General features: G+C 41.6%; 15 protein-coding genes. 10 read left to right on the top strand and 5 right to left on the bottom strand.

The window, feature by feature from the left end; translation table 11 throughout:
• Positions 1-29: 29 nt before the first annotated feature.
• Positions 30-845 (top strand): hydroxyethylthiazole kinase, encoded by an 816-nt coding sequence (thiM, locus tag GBI66_RS08455; protein ID WP_151715777.1) that lies wholly within the window; start codon positions 30-32, stop codon positions 843-845.
• 27 nt (positions 846-872) lie between these two features.
• Here the strand turns inward: thiM and GBI66_RS08450 are convergent, their stop codons facing one another.
• The 3 genes from GBI66_RS08450 to GBI66_RS08440 all read right to left on the bottom strand — a co-directional run bounded on the left by GBI66_RS08450 (position 873) and on the right by GBI66_RS08440 (position 3,893).
• A complete protein-coding gene (locus tag GBI66_RS08450; protein WP_151715776.1) occupies positions 873-1,724 on the bottom strand; it encodes a GyrI-like domain-containing protein in 852 nt (283 codons plus the stop codon).
• 76 nt (positions 1,725-1,800) lie between these two features.
• Complete coding sequence (locus GBI66_RS08445) at positions 1,801-2,169, bottom strand: 5-carboxymethyl-2-hydroxymuconate Delta-isomerase (protein ID WP_151715775.1); 369 nt, start codon at positions 2,167-2,169, stop codon at positions 1,801-1,803.
• Positions 2,170-2,180: 11 nt separating this feature from the next.
• The gene (locus GBI66_RS08440; protein WP_151715774.1) at positions 2,181-3,893 is read right to left on the bottom strand and encodes an AAA family ATPase; all 1,713 of its coding nucleotides are present in this window, start codon (positions 3,891-3,893) and stop codon (positions 2,181-2,183) included.
• A gap of 161 nt (positions 3,894-4,054) precedes the next feature.
• On the opposite strand from GBI66_RS08440, the gene GBI66_RS08435 reads away from it, so the two are divergent.
• Positions 4,055-5,020: an alpha/beta hydrolase gene (locus GBI66_RS08435; RefSeq protein ID WP_151715773.1), complete on the top strand. Its 966-nt coding sequence runs from the start codon at positions 4,055-4,057 to the stop codon at positions 5,018-5,020.
• A 32-nt stretch (positions 5,021-5,052) separates the two neighbouring features.
• Here GBI66_RS08435 and GBI66_RS08430 read toward each other — a convergent pair whose 3' ends face one another.
• Positions 5,053-6,231: a transcriptional regulator gene (locus tag GBI66_RS08430; protein ID WP_151715772.1), complete on the bottom strand. Its 1,179-nt coding sequence runs from the start codon at positions 6,229-6,231 to the stop codon at positions 5,053-5,055.
• Positions 6,232-6,358: 127 nt separating this feature from the next.
• Here GBI66_RS08430 and GBI66_RS08425 point away from each other — a divergent pair, with 127 nt between their 5' ends.
• From GBI66_RS08425 to GBI66_RS08405, 5 genes are all read left to right on the top strand, one after another.
• The gene (locus GBI66_RS08425; RefSeq protein ID WP_151715771.1) at positions 6,359-7,870 is read left to right on the top strand and encodes an aldehyde dehydrogenase family protein; all 1,512 of its coding nucleotides are present in this window, start codon (positions 6,359-6,361) and stop codon (positions 7,868-7,870) included.
• 207 nt (positions 7,871-8,077) lie between these two features.
• Complete coding sequence (gene eat / locus GBI66_RS08420) at positions 8,078-9,508, top strand: ethanolamine permease (protein WP_151715770.1); 1,431 nt, start codon at positions 8,078-8,080, stop codon at positions 9,506-9,508.
• Between the two features lie 23 nt (positions 9,509-9,531).
• Positions 9,532-10,917, top strand: coding sequence for an ethanolamine ammonia-lyase subunit EutB (locus GBI66_RS08415; RefSeq protein ID WP_151715769.1), 1,386 nt, complete (start codon positions 9,532-9,534; stop codon positions 10,915-10,917).
• Positions 10,918-10,927: 10 nt separating this feature from the next.
• On the top strand, positions 10,928-11,740 hold the full coding sequence (gene eutC / locus GBI66_RS08410; protein WP_151715768.1) for an ethanolamine ammonia-lyase subunit EutC: 813 nt from the start codon (positions 10,928-10,930) through the stop codon (positions 11,738-11,740).
• 114 nt (positions 11,741-11,854) lie between these two features.
• Positions 11,855-12,565 carry a glutamine amidotransferase gene (locus GBI66_RS08405; RefSeq protein ID WP_151715767.1) on the top strand — a complete coding sequence of 237 codons (711 nt, stop codon included), beginning with the start codon at positions 11,855-11,857 and terminating at the stop codon, positions 12,563-12,565.
• A 107-nt stretch (positions 12,566-12,672) separates the two neighbouring features.
• On the opposite strand, the gene GBI66_RS08400 is transcribed toward GBI66_RS08405, so the two are convergent.
• On the bottom strand, positions 12,673-14,400 hold the full coding sequence (locus GBI66_RS08400; RefSeq protein WP_151715766.1) for a glutamine--tRNA ligase/YqeY domain fusion protein: 1,728 nt from the start codon (positions 14,398-14,400) through the stop codon (positions 12,673-12,675).
• A 167-nt stretch (positions 14,401-14,567) separates the two neighbouring features.
• Here GBI66_RS08400 and GBI66_RS08395 point away from each other — a divergent pair, with 167 nt between their 5' ends.
• The 3 genes from GBI66_RS08395 (at position 14,568) to nfsB (ending at position 16,769) form a co-directional block, all read left to right on the top strand.
• Positions 14,568-15,077: a peptidylprolyl isomerase gene (locus GBI66_RS08395; RefSeq protein ID WP_004661403.1), complete on the top strand. Its 510-nt coding sequence runs from the start codon at positions 14,568-14,570 to the stop codon at positions 15,075-15,077.
• A gap of 86 nt (positions 15,078-15,163) precedes the next feature.
• On the top strand, positions 15,164-15,880 hold the full coding sequence (locus GBI66_RS08390; protein WP_151715765.1) for a UDP-2,3-diacylglucosamine diphosphatase: 717 nt from the start codon (positions 15,164-15,166) through the stop codon (positions 15,878-15,880).
• Between the two features lie 235 nt (positions 15,881-16,115).
• Positions 16,116-16,769, top strand: a complete 654-nt coding sequence (nfsB, locus tag GBI66_RS08385) for an oxygen-insensitive NAD(P)H nitroreductase (protein WP_151715764.1) — start codon at positions 16,116-16,118, stop codon at positions 16,767-16,769.
• Positions 16,770-16,778 lie beyond the last annotated feature (9 nt).

The raw sequence follows: 16,778 nt of genomic DNA, 5'->3' as shown, positions 1-16,778 counted from the left end.
ATCAAAATCATACTTATGAAGGATGTGTCATGTCACACAAACAACAACTGATCGATCAAGTCATAGAAGCTTGGCGTGCCTTACAACAACAAACACCATTAGTGCAATGCATCACCAATAGTGTTGCAAACAATTATGTTGCCAATATTTTGCTTGCAGCGGGTGCTTCACCAGCCATGATCGACAATCCATTTGAAGCAGAAGATTTCACAAAAATTAGTTCAGCTTTAAGTATTAATGTCGGTACACCAACAACAGAACAAACCCAAGCGATGTTAATTTCAGCCAAGACAGCGCATCAACATCAAGTGCCTTGGGTACTTGATCCTGTTGGATATGGTCCTGTTTTAAAATGGCGAAGTGAAACTGTTGAGCAACTTTTACAATTTAAGCCGACAATCATTCGTGGTAATGCCTCAGAAATTAGTACCTTGGCAGGTAGCCAAAGCCAGTCTAAAGGTGTGGATAGCACTTTAAATAGCCATGAAGTCTACGCTCAAGCAAAAAGTCTGTTACAGCATTCAGAATGCATTGCCATTTCAGGTGAGTCGGATTACATCATTTCCAAACAGTTTGATGCGGTCATTCAAGTCAATGGTGGGTGTTATTTACAACCTAAAATTACCGCAACAGGTTGTGCATTAGGCGCGTTAACCGCTGCCTATCATGCCGTCAGTAACCCAAGCATTGCTGCACTTGCCTCACATATCCATTTTGCCATCGCGGGTAAACTTGCATATGAACATGCGCAAACGGTCGGAAGCTTTAATGTGGCATTTTTAGATTATATACATATGCTCGATGACAATTTAATCCAACAATATGTGGACATTCAGATTGTATAGGCTCTGCTTCGCAGCAGAGCCTCAGACTTATTTTAGTAGTAAATAAATATCTGTAATCAAATCACATTCATCTACATCATGAACAAAGTTGTGATAATGAAAAAAGACAGGGAAATCTCCAACTTCTAACTCCGATTGTGGCAGCCAATCTCGGTATAGATAGTAAACACTGTCTTTAATATGATCATGACTGCCCAAGTGCCGAACTACAGCATATTTCCCTTTGGGAAGCATACCAGTACTTACACCATATGTATTTTCAGGAACATCCACCGTGATTGTTCCAGCAATATCGAAACGAAAATCATCACTTAAGGTTTGTTCTGGATCAGAAAATGGAATTCCATAAGTCTTGCTTTTCGCCAAGGGAGATAAACCTGTTTCCTTGCGCCACTGAATAAACTGCCCAGCCGTTTCAAACACACGTTCTGGTGCACCGTAGTGTGATATAAATGCAATTTTCTCTTCGGCTCTTTCTACAACATTAACGTTCATCACGATTCCTCTCTGAGGTAAAGAAAAAACAAACCTTTGATGCCAAGACAGCCAATCTGGCTGCTCTCTAAAAGCACTTGGGGTTTGATCAAATGAACGTTTAAATGCACGGCTAAATGCTTCAGGACTCTCAAAACCAGACTGTAAGGCAATATCAATGATCTTGATATCAGCAGAAAATGCCAGTTGGAATGATGCACGCTTTAGTCTGGATAATTGAATAAACCTCATCAAATTCACACCAATATTTGCTAAAAAAATACGGTGGAAATGAAATTTAGATAAAGATGCAACTTGGCTTAATGTATCTAAATCAAGCTCATCATCTAAATGCTGTTGGATATATTCACATACGCGCTGCAACTTCTGATCATATAGCGTCATACATTTAACTCAATCATTTGATGAAAGTTAATTTGCCAGATTCACATCCTTTAAACTTGATCAGAATTGCGAATTTTCAGTCCAAGACCGTTGCCTTAAAATAGTTTTCTTTCGGCATATCGATCACTTCGACACACAACTGTATCGGAAAGCTGACCTCAGACTGGATATAGCTTTTTTGTTCCAATCGATGCAACAATGCCGCTCCGACTGCTAGTTTTTGCTCCTGCGTTCTACCACTCAATAAATACAGTTTTAAATGAATATAAGCTTCTTCTGTCTCATTCAAACCAATTAAAAATATCTCATCTTTAAATGCACGAGATTTAATATCATTTGCGACAAATAAATCCGTTTCAATTAATGCGACATTCGCATCTTTTAATAATTGATGTGGATCTAATTCAGTTAAATTAGCTGAATAGTTTGCAATTAAATGCGGCATTTTTATGGTTCCTATTCAATAAATAATAAAGCCAAACGGACTTGGTCATAAGCCATTCGCGGACTGGTGGCTTCAACGATGGGACGCAATTTTATTGAACCGTCATCAGTAAAGTGCTCTGGATTTTTACGTTTATGCAAACGCTTATAAATCTTGCGCACTTCTTCAATCACTTCATCACCCGGGCTGGCAACCGAAATATCCAAGCCCTGCTCTTTATGCAACCGCGCCAGATGATTGATGATCGTTGCAGGCGTTAAACCACGCTCATGCGCAATATCTTCAATTTCATAGCCTTCTTCAAATAAAGTACGAGTTTCATCCAAGGTTGCTGCGGCATAATTCTGTTTTGCACCTTTGGCGATTTTCTTTTCATTACGGGCAATTTCGGTCGCATTCAGTGTGCCACCACAATGCCGAATAAAAGCATTATGTTGTGTGGTTAAATCCACATTTTCAAAATTGGCTTCCGCTTCAGTTGATAATTCCTGAAAACGGCGGTCTGCTTTAATTGCCAAACTATCCAGTTCAAGCGCCTGATCATTGAAACCAAGTAGCTTCAGTCCAGTCAGTGACTTTAAACGTGATAAAGCTACATAGCCCTGACCTTTCTCAAAAGTATGGGTGAGATTGATCTCTGCAGCTTCCAAAGTCATCCCTTGGCTTTTATGGATGGTGATTGCCCATGCCAAACGCAACGGAATCTGTTGGAAACTGGCAATTGCCTTACCCGCTTCATTTTCAATCGACCACGTTTCAGGTTCGACTAAAAATGTTGTGCCATCAGTCAACTTCACTTTAGGCAAAATGCCCTGCTTATCATCTTCTTCAAAGCCAATCACTTCACCCAAACTGCCATTGATATAGCCCATATCAAAGTTGTTTTTAACAAACATCACTTTGGCATTTTTCTTTAGGGTGAGTTCTTCAGGCGCACGCACTGATGATTTTAAGGTTTCCATCAGCTTTTCATTACCATCGACAACCGCATTGAATTGATGGCTTTCATTGTCAATTTCATTCAAATGCTGATAATTAATATTATCGACATCCATATTATGTGTATATAAACGAGTAAAGGTCTCGCCAATATCGTGCTGACGCGATTGTTGTAATGCTGTGAGATGATTCGTTTGAATATTCTGTGCACGAATCGCATTGAGAATCTGATTGAGGATTTCATCATCCTGACGATGCTGTTCGGTCAAATAACAAACACGGAATTTGGCTTCAACCCAAGCATCCGACATAAAACAGAATTTATCGCGATTGCTCTCATCCTTTTTACCGACTGGCGGTAACTGGAAGAAGTCACCCGCAACAATCACTTGAATCCCACCAAAGGCTTCGTCACTTTCTTTAAAGTATTTCAATACCTGATTGACCAAATTCAATTGTTTGGCATGCAGCATTGAAATCTCATCAATAATCAAGACTTGGGCATTTTCTAAATGCTCTTTTAAATATTTACGCTCTTTCATCCGTTTCAGATCATCATCAGTCAGGCGGTCTTTAATCCCGATCCCTGCCCAAGTATGGATAGTCATACCATTCATATGCGTGGCCGCAATCCCTGTGGATGCAGTGATCGCAACAGGTACTTTACGCGCTTTGAGATAATGAATGTACTGATTAAGCGTATAGGTTTTTCCTGCACCTGCTGAGCCCGTTAAAAAAACATTTTCCCCAGCCTTGAGTAACTTGAGTGCAGTCTCTTGTTTCATAATTTCTTCAGTCAAAAACAACAACGCATAGCTTAACGATTTTTTATCAAAAATAAAAACGCAAATCCAATTCGCGAACGCTAGGTGTTGTATAATTACATTGACATCCAAGGGTTTTCATTTAATGTGTTTGTTAATGAATTCAGACTTGATCTATAAAAATGACTACTTCAAATCTTTATGAATATCAAACAGATATACTTGGTGAAGATTATCAACAACTGACTTTAAATTTCGCTGATGATTATGATGGAAAAGTTGTTGCGACCTTGGTCCGCAAGAAGGCCGCTGAAGCGACCAAAAAAGCAGTTTTATATATCCATGGTTTTGCAGACTATTTTTTTCAAAAAGAAATGGCTGAACAATTCAATCAGCATGGTTACGATTTTTACGCACTCGACCTCAGAAAATATGGTCGCTCAAAACTGCCTCATCAAAAACTCTATTACGTTTTAGATCTACGCGAATACGATGCTGAAATCAGCAAGGCACTCGAAGTGATCAGTCAAGAAAATCACAATCAGGTTGTATTGGCAGGACATTCGACAGGCGGTTTAATTGCGACTTTATATGCTGCACATTATCCTGATCATCGTTTAATTAAAGCGGTTTGGAACAACAGCCCGTTTTATGACTTCTATAAAAGTGTTATTGAGAAAAAAGTCGGGATTCCCTTACTCAGTGAAGTGGGTAAACGCTTACCGAATGCAAAATTTCCAAGTGGTCTAAACCCATGGTACACACCAAGCTTGCATAAAGATTTTTACGGTGAATGGGATTTCAATCTGGATTGGAAACCGAAAACCATGCCTTTTGTACATCTCTCTTTTGTCACGGCCATTCATGAAGCACAAAAAGAAATCCATCAAGGTGTGACCTTAAATGTGCCTACCCTAATCATGCATTCACATCAATCCAAATTCCCTAAAAAATGGGGCATTGATGCACAGCAAAGTGATGTGATTCTGGATGTTAATGATATGACGCAAAATGCCAAGAAAATGAAAGGTGATGTGCAAACCCTATCTATTCAAAATGGTTTGCATGACCTAGTGCTGTCTGCCCCACCTGTACGTGAGCAGGTGTATCAACAGCTTTTTGCATGGCTAGCTGAAAAAATCAAATAACCTAGATGGTCTTTTTATAATGATCCTAATGCTCAGTGGTCTTGGTACTTACTGAGCATATTTTTAGCAGGATGAGATGCAGGCAATAATTCCAATAAGCGTTCAGCCGCATCAACCGCTTCAGGACAATAAGCCAAATGCCTTAATAAAGCGTCGCTGCCCTCTGATTGAAAAATGGCGTGACTCAAACGGGATTCCAAACAATCCCGCCAAGCACATAAAAATGGACTTTCGGTTTTTGCTAAAAAAATGCCAGTATAGCCTTGCAGGGCTGTGTTGATATAACCTGCATCCAAAGCTTGTTCCAGTTGCAGGAAATCCGCCTCAACAGGTACATTCAGGCGATAAGGGCGAGAGCCAAGTAAGTCTCCCAAATGCTCTCTTAAATGAGACATCTCCGCTTTTAATGTCCCCATACTGACTTTGCGTTCCCCATACAAAGCCTGATGTAAATTTTCTAAATTCAGTCCTTGCGGACATAAAGCCAAAATCACCAGAATTTCCACTTGTCTCGGGCTTAAGCTCAAATGCTTGCCGTTGATTAAGACCTGTGCCGTATTAAAAGTACGTATATACACATGTTGTTGCTGTAATTGTTGCACCGCCATTTGAATAATTGCAGCACAGCGTTCGACCGCCAATAAACCTAAACTATTGTGGTTTTCCCAGGTGGTGGATAAATCTACTACGCCTAAGACTTGTTTGGAGAATGGGTCTAGGATCGGAGCAGCATAGCAAACCCAATCATGCACCGATGCCATATAGTGTTCATTGGAAAATACACAACTTGATTTCTGCGTCTTGAGCGAAAGTGCCAGCGCATTGGTGCCAACCAGTTCTTCCTGCCATTGCCCGCCAGCAACGAAATGGACACGTTCGGCAGCATTGCGCATTTGGGTACAGGATGCCGTCCAAATAATGGTACTGCCGACATCTCCAACCGCAAGCACCATCGCTGACTGTTCTGCAACATGCTTGAGGTCTTGTTGACAGGCCTGTAATGCCAAGGCCAATGAACCTGTTTGAGTCGAAACTTGATCAAGTAAAGGTGCAGCTAAACGTTCTTTAGGAATATCAGCACGTGTAGAACGCTCCCAGGAACTGGCAATACTCTGTTCCATTTTTTCGGCATGTTGTGGATTGAGGCTACTTTGTGCCCTGAGTTGCTCAACCAATGCCCGCTGTTGCTGTAATTCCCTTTTTGTATGCATTTGTAATTTCCCTATTCCCTTACATGCAATTCCAACCTTTTTCCAACCTTCAATGCGATAACGTCATTCTCAATAACGTACCCAGTACTTTATTTAAAAATATCACAACACATAAAGGAGTATGTATATGCGCTATGTTGATCCGAATCAATCTGGTTCAAAAATCCATTTTAAAGACCAATATGAAAACTTTATTGGCGGACAGTGGGTTGCCCCTGTTAAAGGAGTCTACTTCGACAATATTTCTCCTGTCGATGGCAAAAGTTTTACTCGTATTCCACGCTCGAGTGCAGAAGATATTGAATTGGCACTGGATGCCGCCCACAAAGCCAAGCAAGAATGGAATAAATCCTCTCCAACCACACGATCTAATTTATTACTAAAAATTGCTGACCGTATGGAAGCCAATTTGGAAATGCTGGCGGTTGCTGAGACTTGGGATAATGGTAAACCTGTCCGTGAAACACTGGCGGCTGATATACCTTTGGCCATTGATCATTTCCGTTATTTTGCAGGCTGTATTCGCGCACAGGAAGGTGGTATCTCTGAAATTGATGAAGACACCATTGCCTATCATTTTCATGAACCACTCGGCGTAGTTGGGCAAATCATCCCTTGGAACTTCCCCATTCTCATGGCAGCATGGAAACTGGCACCGGCATTGGCTGCGGGCAACTGCGTGGTGATCAAACCTGCGGAGCAAACACCTGTTGGGATCTTATTGGTGGCTGAGCTGATACAGGATCTATTACCTGCAGGTGTACTCAATATCGTCAATGGTTATGGTGCCGAAGTTGGCCGCCCACTAGCAACCAGTCCACGTATTGCCAAAATTGCGTTTACTGGCTCAACCCAAGTTGGGCAATTAATCATGCAATATGCCACTGAAAACATCATTCCAGTGACTTTAGAGCTAGGCGGAAAATCACCGAATGTGTTCTTTGCCGATGTGATGGATCATGACGATGATTTTCTGGATAAAACCCTTGAAGGTTTTGTCATGTTTGCGCTGAATCAAGGTGAAGTCTGTACATGCCCATCGCGTGCCTTGATTCAGGAAAGTATTGCCGATCAGTTTATGGAAAAAGCCATTGAACGGGTCAAACGCATCAAACTTGGGCATCCCCTCGATACTGACACCATGGTCGGTGCACAAGCCTCATTGGAACAGCAAGAGAAAATCCTGCGGTGTATTGATAAAGGCCGACAAGAAGGTGCTGAAGTGCTATTGGGTGGACATGGTCGCCAAGAAGTCGGCAATGGTTACTACATCGAACCGACCATCTTTAAAGGTCATAACAACATGCAAGTGTTTCAGGAAGAGATCTTTGGCCCTGTGCTATCGGTAACCACATTCAAGGATTTTGATGAAGCCATTCAGATTGCCAATGACACCATGTATGGCTTAGGTGCTGGGGTCTGGTCACGTTCAACTCATACCGCCTATCGTGCAGGTCGTGCCATTGAAGCGGGTCGAGTTTGGACCAATTGTTATCACATCTACCCTGCCCATGCTGCATTTGGAGGTTATAAAAAGTCAGGTGTCGGCCGTGAAAATCACAAAATGATGCTCGACCACTATCAACAAACCAAAAATCTGTTGGTGAGCTATTCAACCAAAGCCATGGGCTTTTTCTAAGCCAATTGAAGGATCAAATACTGTATAAGCCTTGCGACATAGGCTTATACAGCCTTATACCATAATGTACTGATGATTCGATAAACACTGTATTTTCTCAATCAAACTGGATCAAGCAATCAAATAAAAAATTAATTTGGGCACAAGGTGTGCAACATCGGCATTGCTTTTGCATCTTGCTGATGAGACCCATACACGGAGCTTTGTATGAACAACCAAGAACCTATTTCTGCACTTTCAGCATCTGCAACCTCTTCTGAAGATTATTTTGCCCAAAGAAAACTCAAGCAAGGTGCCGTGGGCTGGTTATTACTGATCGGCTTAGGAGTCGCCTATGTTATTTCAGGTGATTTCGCTGGCTGGAATTTTGGTATCGCTCAAGGGGGTTGGGGTGGCATGTTTGTTGCCACCACAGTCGTTGCCGTGATGTATCTCTGCCTATGTCTGGCCATGTCCGAAATGGCGACCATGCTGCCTACAGCGGGTGGCGGCTATAGTTTTGCCCGTATCGCATTTGGTCCACTCGGTGGCTATTTAACAGGTACCGCGATTCTGATTGAGTATGCGATTGCGCCTGCCGCCATTGCGGTCTTTATTGGGGCCTATTGTGAATCTCTATTCGGCATTGGTGGTTGGCAAGTTTATTTAGCTTGTTATCTGATTTTTATGGGTATTCACCTAAAAGGTGCTGGTGAAGCTCTTAAAATTATGTTTGCCATCACCTTGATTGCGGCAATCGCACTAGCTGTTTTTATCGTTGCGATGTTGCCTCATTTTAATTCGCAGAATTTATTTGATATTCCTGCGGGGCAACAATTTGGCGCAAGCAGCTTTTTACCCTATGGCTATTTAGGCATTTGGGCAGCGGTTCCCTATGCGATTTGGTTTTTCTTGGCCGTTGAAGGTGTACCCTTAGCCGCTGAAGAAGCCAAAGATCCAGCCAAATCACTACCACGCGGATTAATTGGTGCGATGTTAATTTTAACCGCCTTTGCCCTACTGATTCTATTCTTAGGCGCAGGTGCAGCCGGTGCCAGTACCTTACAAAACTCCAGTGCGCCATTGGTCGATGCCCTTGTCAAAGTCTATGGACAAGGCACATGGCTGGCTAACTTTGTCAATTTTGTCGGTCTTGCGGGGCTCATCGCCAGTTTCTTTTCAATTATCTATGCCTATTCACGCCAGATTTTTGCACTCTCTCGTGCGGGCTATTTACCCACATCGCTGTCATTGACCAATAAAAATCACGCCCCTTATTTAGCCATTATTATTCCTGGCATCATTGGATTCTTCTTGTCCTTAAGCAAAGAAGGCGATTTGCTTATTTTAATTGCAGTCTTCGGTGCAACCATTTCTTATGTCTTGATGATGCTTTCGCATATTAAGCTGCGCGTATCTCGTCCCCTAATGCACCGCCCTTATAAAACACCTGGTGGTATCGTCACCTCGAGCATTGCCTTAATTTTGGCTGCTATTGCAGTTGTTGCAGGCTTTCTGGTCAACCCTAAAGTGTGGTGTATTGCAGCAGGCATTTATATGGTCTTTATTGCCTATTTTATCTTTTACAGCCGTCATCAACTCATACAAGGGACGCCAGAAGAAGAATTTGCACAGATCACGGCAGATGAAAAGCAATAATCAGAAAGATTAAGGAGAAGCGCATGCGTTACCGTCAAATCGTGGCACAACAACACTATCAGTTTGCCGATCTTAAAACCTTAATGGCAAAGGCTACCCCTTTACGTTCTGGCGATCAACTGGCGGGTGTTGCCGCACAGGATGCTACTGAACGTGTTGCTGCACAAATTACGCTTGCAGATGTGCCTTTAAAAAACTTTTTAAATGAAACCGTAGTGGATTACGAGACCGATGAAATTACCCGTCTGATTATTGATGAACATCGCGCTGATCTATTTGCACCAATTGCGCATTTTACGGTGGGTGATTTTCGTAATTGGTTACTCAGTGAAGATGCAACTACCGAAAAACTGCAACAGCTTGCAGCGGGTTTAACCCCAGAAATGGTTGCTGCTGTGAGTAAAATCATGCGCAATCAAGACTTAATTTATGTTGCAAGCAAATGTGAGGTCATTACCCAGTTTCGCAATACTATCGGTTTAAAAGGACATTTATCCACGCGTTTACAACCCAATCATCCGACCGATGATGTGCTCGGTATTTCCGCCAGTATTTTGGATGGTTTGATGTATGGCAATGGTGATGCAGTGATCGGGATTAACCCTGCAACAGACAATCTGCATAATTTATCAGAGCTGCTAAAACTGATTGACCATGTCATTCAGGAATACCAAATCCCAACCCAGTCTTGTGTTCTGACCCATATCAGTTCAGGCATACAACTGGCAGAAAAGAATGTTCCAATTGACCTGATGTTTCAATCTATCGCAGGTACACAAAAAGCCAATGAGGGTTTTGGTATTTCACTTGCCATGTTGCAGGAAGGTTATGAAGCGACACTGGCGTTAAACCGCGGTACGCTTGGCAACAACGTAATGTACTTTGAAACCGGACAAGGCAGTGCCCTGTCGAGTAATGCACATCACGGCGTTGATCAGCAAACTATCGAAGCACGTGCCTATGCTGTGGCGCGCAAATACAATCCCCTATTGGTCAATACCGTCGTCGGCTTTATTGGGCCTGAATATCTCTACGACGGAAAACAAATTATTCGCGCAGGCCTAGAAGATCATTTTTGTGGCAAGTTGCTTGGTCTGCCAATGGGCTGTGATATTTGCTATACCAATCATGCCGATGCCGATCAGAATGATATGGATGTACTTCTGACCCTATTTGGTACAGCAGGCATTAATTTTATTATGGGTATTCCGGGTTCGGACGATGTAATGTTGAATTATCAAACCACCTCTTTTCATGATGCCCTATATCTCAGACAATTGCTTGGATTACAACCTGCCCCTGAGTTTTCACTTTGGTTGGAACAACAAGGCATTTTAAAACAGCAGCAGCAACAGATTCATTGGGCAGAGCAAATGCCCGCTCAATTCTCCAGATTATTGATGCATTAAGGAGAATCAAATGAAACTTTCTAAAGACATTCAATTTCCTGCACAGGCGCATCAAGACCAGTGGGAAACACTAAAACAGTTTACCGATGCTCGTATTGCCATTGGACGTGCAGGATGCAGCATTCCAACCCATGCATTACTTGATTTCCAACTCAGCCATGCCCAAGCCAAAGATGCAGTTTTTCAATCACTGAATGTCACACATCTGCAAGAACAGCTACAGAAACTGGGTTTAAACCCAATCCATGTACAAAGTCAGGCTGAACATAAAGAGCTGTATTTGAAGCGGCCTGATTTAGGACGTTTACTTTCAACCGCTTCGATGCAACAGCTTCAGCAGATGCAAAAAGATTCGCAGGCTTATGATATTTGTATTGTGATTGGTGATGGTTTATCGGCCCGTGCTATTGAAGAAAATGCAATGCCTTTTATACAGGCACTGATCCAGCCTTTTGCAGAACAACAGTGGTCCTTAGCCCCAATTGCAATTGCCACAGGCAGCCGTGTTGCTTTGGGCGATCAAATCGCTGAAATTTTTCAGGCTCGTATGTTGGTTATGCTGATCGGTGAACGTCCCGGTCTCAGTTCTCCTGACAGTATGGGACTCTACTACACATGGGAAGCGCACAACGGTTGCCTAGATTCACAACGTAACTGTATTTCCAATATTCGTGCCGCAGGATTAAGTACGCCAATCGCCACACAACGCTTATTGGCTTTAATGCATAACTCCAAACGACTGGGGTTATCTGGTGTCGATTTGAAGGATGAACATGTGGTTCCGATTGTTGAAGAACATCATCAACGCAGATTGCTTTTTTAACTGAGCAATTGGACAGCCCTATTTTCCAGCGCTGTCCAACACGCATAAGGTCAACACATCGGTCTTAAAAATGATTTAAGATACAACATAATTTTTATTCATTGGTACTCGGTCATGCCCCTCGCTACTCATCTAAAAACCGTTTATGCCATTCAACATCTTGCTTTTGAAGACCTAGGTTCATTAGAAGATATTTTTTATCAATTGGGTTTTCGCGTCCGTTATTTTGAAGCGGGTGTGGATGATCTAAGTCCAGCGCTTAGTTATGAGGGCTTAACGGTGATTCTCGGCGGTCCAATCGGTGTTTATGAAACCGAGGACTATCCCTTTTTAGTGGATGAAATTGCAGGACTAAAACAACGCTTAAAAGCCAATAGACCCACCATTGGAATTTGTTTGGGTGCACAACTGATCGCACTCGCACTCGGCGCAAAAGTCTATGCTGGACACCAAAAAGAGATTGGTTGGAGCAAATTAGACATTAAAGTGCTTGAGACGAACCCCTTAGCCGCATTAGAAAATGTCGAAGTCTTGCACTGGCATGGCGATACCTTCGATTTACCTGAAAATAGCACACTATTGGCAAGTTCAGCGATCTATCCAAATCAAGCTTTTTCTGTGGGAAATAATATCTTGGCATTGCAGTTCCATCTTGAAATCGCTGAAGAAAATTTTGAAAAATGGCTGATTGGCCATACTTGTGAAATACGCCATGCGGGTTTATCTATTCCTCAATTGCGTCAAGATAATCAGGCTTATGCAGCACAGTTAGAACAGCAGTGCCGATTGGTCATTCAAACGTTCTTAGACAATCTGAATATTTAAAACTTCATTCTTTTAGAGTCTCAATAAAAAAGCCCAATTTTAAAATTGGGCTTTTTCAGTCTAAATCTAATTCTCCAAACACTCAGTGAGGAGAATTTTCTTCACACTTACTTCTTGTCTGCTTTAAAACTGTCTTTTAAATCCAGAATACGGTTAAACACAGGCTTTTCAGCTTGATGATCATGTTGATCCGCGACAAAGTAACCTTCACGTTCAAACTGGAAACGATCTTCAGGTTTCGCTTGTGCTAAAGCAGGCTCAATCACCGCTTGAACCACTTTTAATGATTCAGGATTTAGATTTGCCAAGAAATCATCATCTGCATCTGGTGCGGCTTCAGTAAATAAACGATCGTAAATACGAACTTCCGCAGGTACACCTTTGGTCGCAGAGACCCAATGAATCACACCTTTTACCTTACGACCTTCAGGATTCTTACCTAAAGTTTCAGGGTCAATTGAACATTTAAGTTCAATTACTTCACCATTGGCATCTTTAATCACTTCATCACACTTGATTACATAAGCATGGCGTAAACGCACTTCACCATCAGGAATCAGACGTTTAAAGCCTTTAGGTGGCACTTCTTCGAAATCTTTACGATCAATATAAAGTTCACGCGTTAACGGAATAATACGTTCGCCCATATCCACGTTTGGATGACGTGCATGAGTGAGATCTAATTCCTCAGGTAAATTGGTCAATGTCACTTTCAATGGATTCAGTACTGCCATGCCACGTGCTGCTGCATTTTCCAATGACTGACGAATACAGAACTCAAGCATTGCCACATCAACAATACCGTCCGTTTTCGATACACCAACACGCTTACAGAAATCACGCAGGCCTTCTGCAGTAAAACCACGGCGACGCATCCCGACAACTGTTGGCATACGTGGGTCATCCCAACCCTGTACATGATGACCTTCAACCAATTTACGTAATTTACGTTTAGATGTAATCGTATAATCGATGTTTAAACGTGAAGATTCGTACTGACGTGGTACAGCTTGCGAGTGAACTTTCTCTACAATCCAGTCATAGAATGGACGGTGATCTTGGAATTCTAAAGTACAGAGTGAATGGGTAATACCTTCGATCGCATCTGACAATGGATGAGCATAGTCATACATTGGGTACATTTTCCATTTATCACCGGTTTGGTGATGCTCTGAATGTAGTACGCGATAAAGAATCGGATCACGCATGTGCACATTCGGGCTTGCCATATCGATTTTGGCACGAAGTACAGCACCACCTTCTTGGATTTCACCATTACGCATTTGTTCAAAACGCGCAAGGTTCTCTGCAACAGTCGCATCACGATACGGTGAATTTTTACCAGGCTCAACGAAATTACCGCGGTTCAGCTTGATTTCTTCTGGTGTTTGCAAATCAACATAAGCATCACCTTGTTCAATCAACTGAACAGCCCATGCATATAGTTGATCAAAATAACCAGAAGCATAGCGAGGCTCACCATTCCAGTTAAAACCTAACCATTTCACATCGTTGGCAATACCATCAACATATTCTTGTTCTTCGGCATCTGGGTTTGTATCATCAAAACGTAAATTACATAGACCATCAAATTCTTCGGCAATACCAAAGTTCAAACAAATTGCTTTGACATGACCAATATGCAGATAACCATTTGGTTCAGGCGGGAAACGAGTTACAACTTTTTGGGTACGACCTTCTTTTAAATCATCGGTAATGACTTGACGTACAAAGTCTAAGCCTGCCTGTTGTTCTTGCTGCGCGGCATCGACAGAGGCATGGGTATTCGGCGTCGGGGTCTTTGGCAGTTCAGAAACAACATCATTTGGCTTCATAGGGTGTAAATCACTTCTTACAGTTAAAAATGGGAAATAAAAACGCAATCTTTGCTATTTATGAAAGATTTTAACGTTTTTTACTTGCCTTGTAGTTTACAGTTTGCTTATGCTTCTCTCAACCAAAAACCCATGGTCAATTTGCCCATGTTTAGGAGATTAATGTAATGAGTTTTCCTCAAGTCGAATTAAACACCAACAAAGGTCGTATTGTTCTTGAGCTTAACGCTGAAAAAGCACCAAAAACGGTTGCAAATTTCTTAGAATATGTACGTGACGGTTTCTATGACGGCGTAATTTTCCACCGCGTGATTGATGGTTTTATGATCCAAGGCGGTGGCATGGATGAAAACTTCAAAGAAAAAGCAACACGTGACTCAATCGAAAATGAAGCTGACAACGGCTTAAGCAACGATGAAGGCACAATTGCAATGGCGCGTACTCAAGCTCCGCACTCTGCATCTGCTCAATTCTTTATCAATGTTAAAAACAACTCTTTCTTAAACCATACTGGTAAAACAGCACAAGGCTGGGGTTATGCAGTATTTGGTAAAGTGGTTGAAGGTCTTGATATCGTAGAAGCGATCAAAGGCGTACGTACAGGTAACCGTGGTTATCACGCAGACGTTCCTTTAGAGAACGTTGTAATTGAATCTGCTAAAATTATTTCTGAATAAAAATCTCCCCTAACCCCTCTTTAAAAGAGGGGAACTCCTCCCTTTGTAAAGGGAGATTGGGAGGGATTATAAAATAGGATAAAAGTGTGACCTACCTGTTTATCTCAGATCTACATTTGTCACCTGATCACCCTCGACTCGTTCGAGGGTTTTTAGCTTTATTGAAACAATATCAGGATAAAAACACGCAACTCTATATTTTGGGTGATTGGTTTAATGTCTGGATTGGGGATGATTACACTGCCCCATGGTTAGATGAAATTGTCGGTGCTTTGCAAAAATTTACCGCAGCGAACAACCAAGTTTATTTCCAAGTGGGTAATCGCGATTTTGCCTTAGGTCAAAAATTCTTAAAGCAATTCGATGGGATTTTATTACCTGACGTTTATACCCTAAATATTCAGCAGCATACATTCCGACTGGAACATGGCGATGCACTCTGTACCGATGATGTTGCTTATCAACGTTTTCGTAAAGTGATTCGAAATCCTCTATTACTTGGCTTTCTAAAAAGCTTACCCCTCAGCTTTAGACAAAAACTGGCCAATGGTTTTCGTAAAAAAAGTAGCGAAACCAAACAACTGAAAAGCTATGACATTATGGATGTTAATGCTCAAGCCGTAGAATCCGTGATCGAACACGTTGATTATTTAATTCACGGTCACACCCATCGTCCAGAGATTCACCATATCCTTAACAAACAGCGTATTGTTTTGGGAGATTGGCGAGCAGATTCAGCTTGGATCTTAGAACTCAGCCCACAAGAAAACTATCAATTAGATTTTAAACAGTGGTTCTATTGATCATTTTTTAATAGCTGCACTAATCTATTTCTTCATTTCTGAATATTTTTATAAAACATTTGTTTGCACTTCGCTAAACCTTCGGTCGCTTATCTCCTTGCGCTTTATCAGAGCTTTAGTCGCTCTGATAAAGCTCATATACGACTTAAATCTATATAGAAATCACATTTAGCTACTTTTCGTGAAATTTAGATCAAGTAAAATAAATTAAATTTTAAAATCGAGTAAATGACGGATGGATACTTTAGCTACAGCAAAAACACGTTATGCCACAAAATCTTATGATGCAGAGAAAAAAATTCCTCAAGCACAATTTGAAAAACTACTCGAAATTTTACGTTTCAGCCCTTCTTCGGTAAATATTCAACCTTGGCACTTCTTGGTTGCTGAATCTGATCAAGCAAAGCAGCGTATCGCATCGGCATTGACTGGCAATTATGTGTATAACGCGGCCAAAGTTCTCAATTCTTCACATACCTTAGTATTTTGCACACGTACTGATATTTCTGCTGAATACTTAGAACAATTATTACAGCAAGATGATGCCAGTGGCCGTTTTAAAGATGAAACTGCCAAACAAGGACAACGTGCCACCCGTTCTGGTTATGTTGAATTCTATCGTAATGAACTGAAAAATCTTCCTGCATGGATGGAAAACCAAACCTACCTTGCACTTGGACAACTGCTTTTTGCTGCGGGTCTAGAAGGAATCGACGCAACACCTATGGAAGGGTTTGATAGAGAACTCATTAATAAAGAATTTGGTTTGACTGAAAAAGGCTTAAAAGCTTCTGTGATTGTTGCACTCGGTTATCGTAGTGACAGTGATTTCAATGCCAAACTGCCAAAATCACGACTACCAGATGAAGTGGTTTTTACTCGTCTATAAAAGTATTTA

Origin of the sequence: Acinetobacter sp. TUM15071, from assembly GCF_008980925.1 — a bacterium.
Taxonomy (GTDB): domain Bacteria; phylum Pseudomonadota; class Gammaproteobacteria; order Pseudomonadales; family Moraxellaceae; genus Acinetobacter; species Acinetobacter dispersus.
Note: the sequence above shows the minus strand (reverse complement) of the source record. Positions and strands in the feature narration are given on the sequence as shown.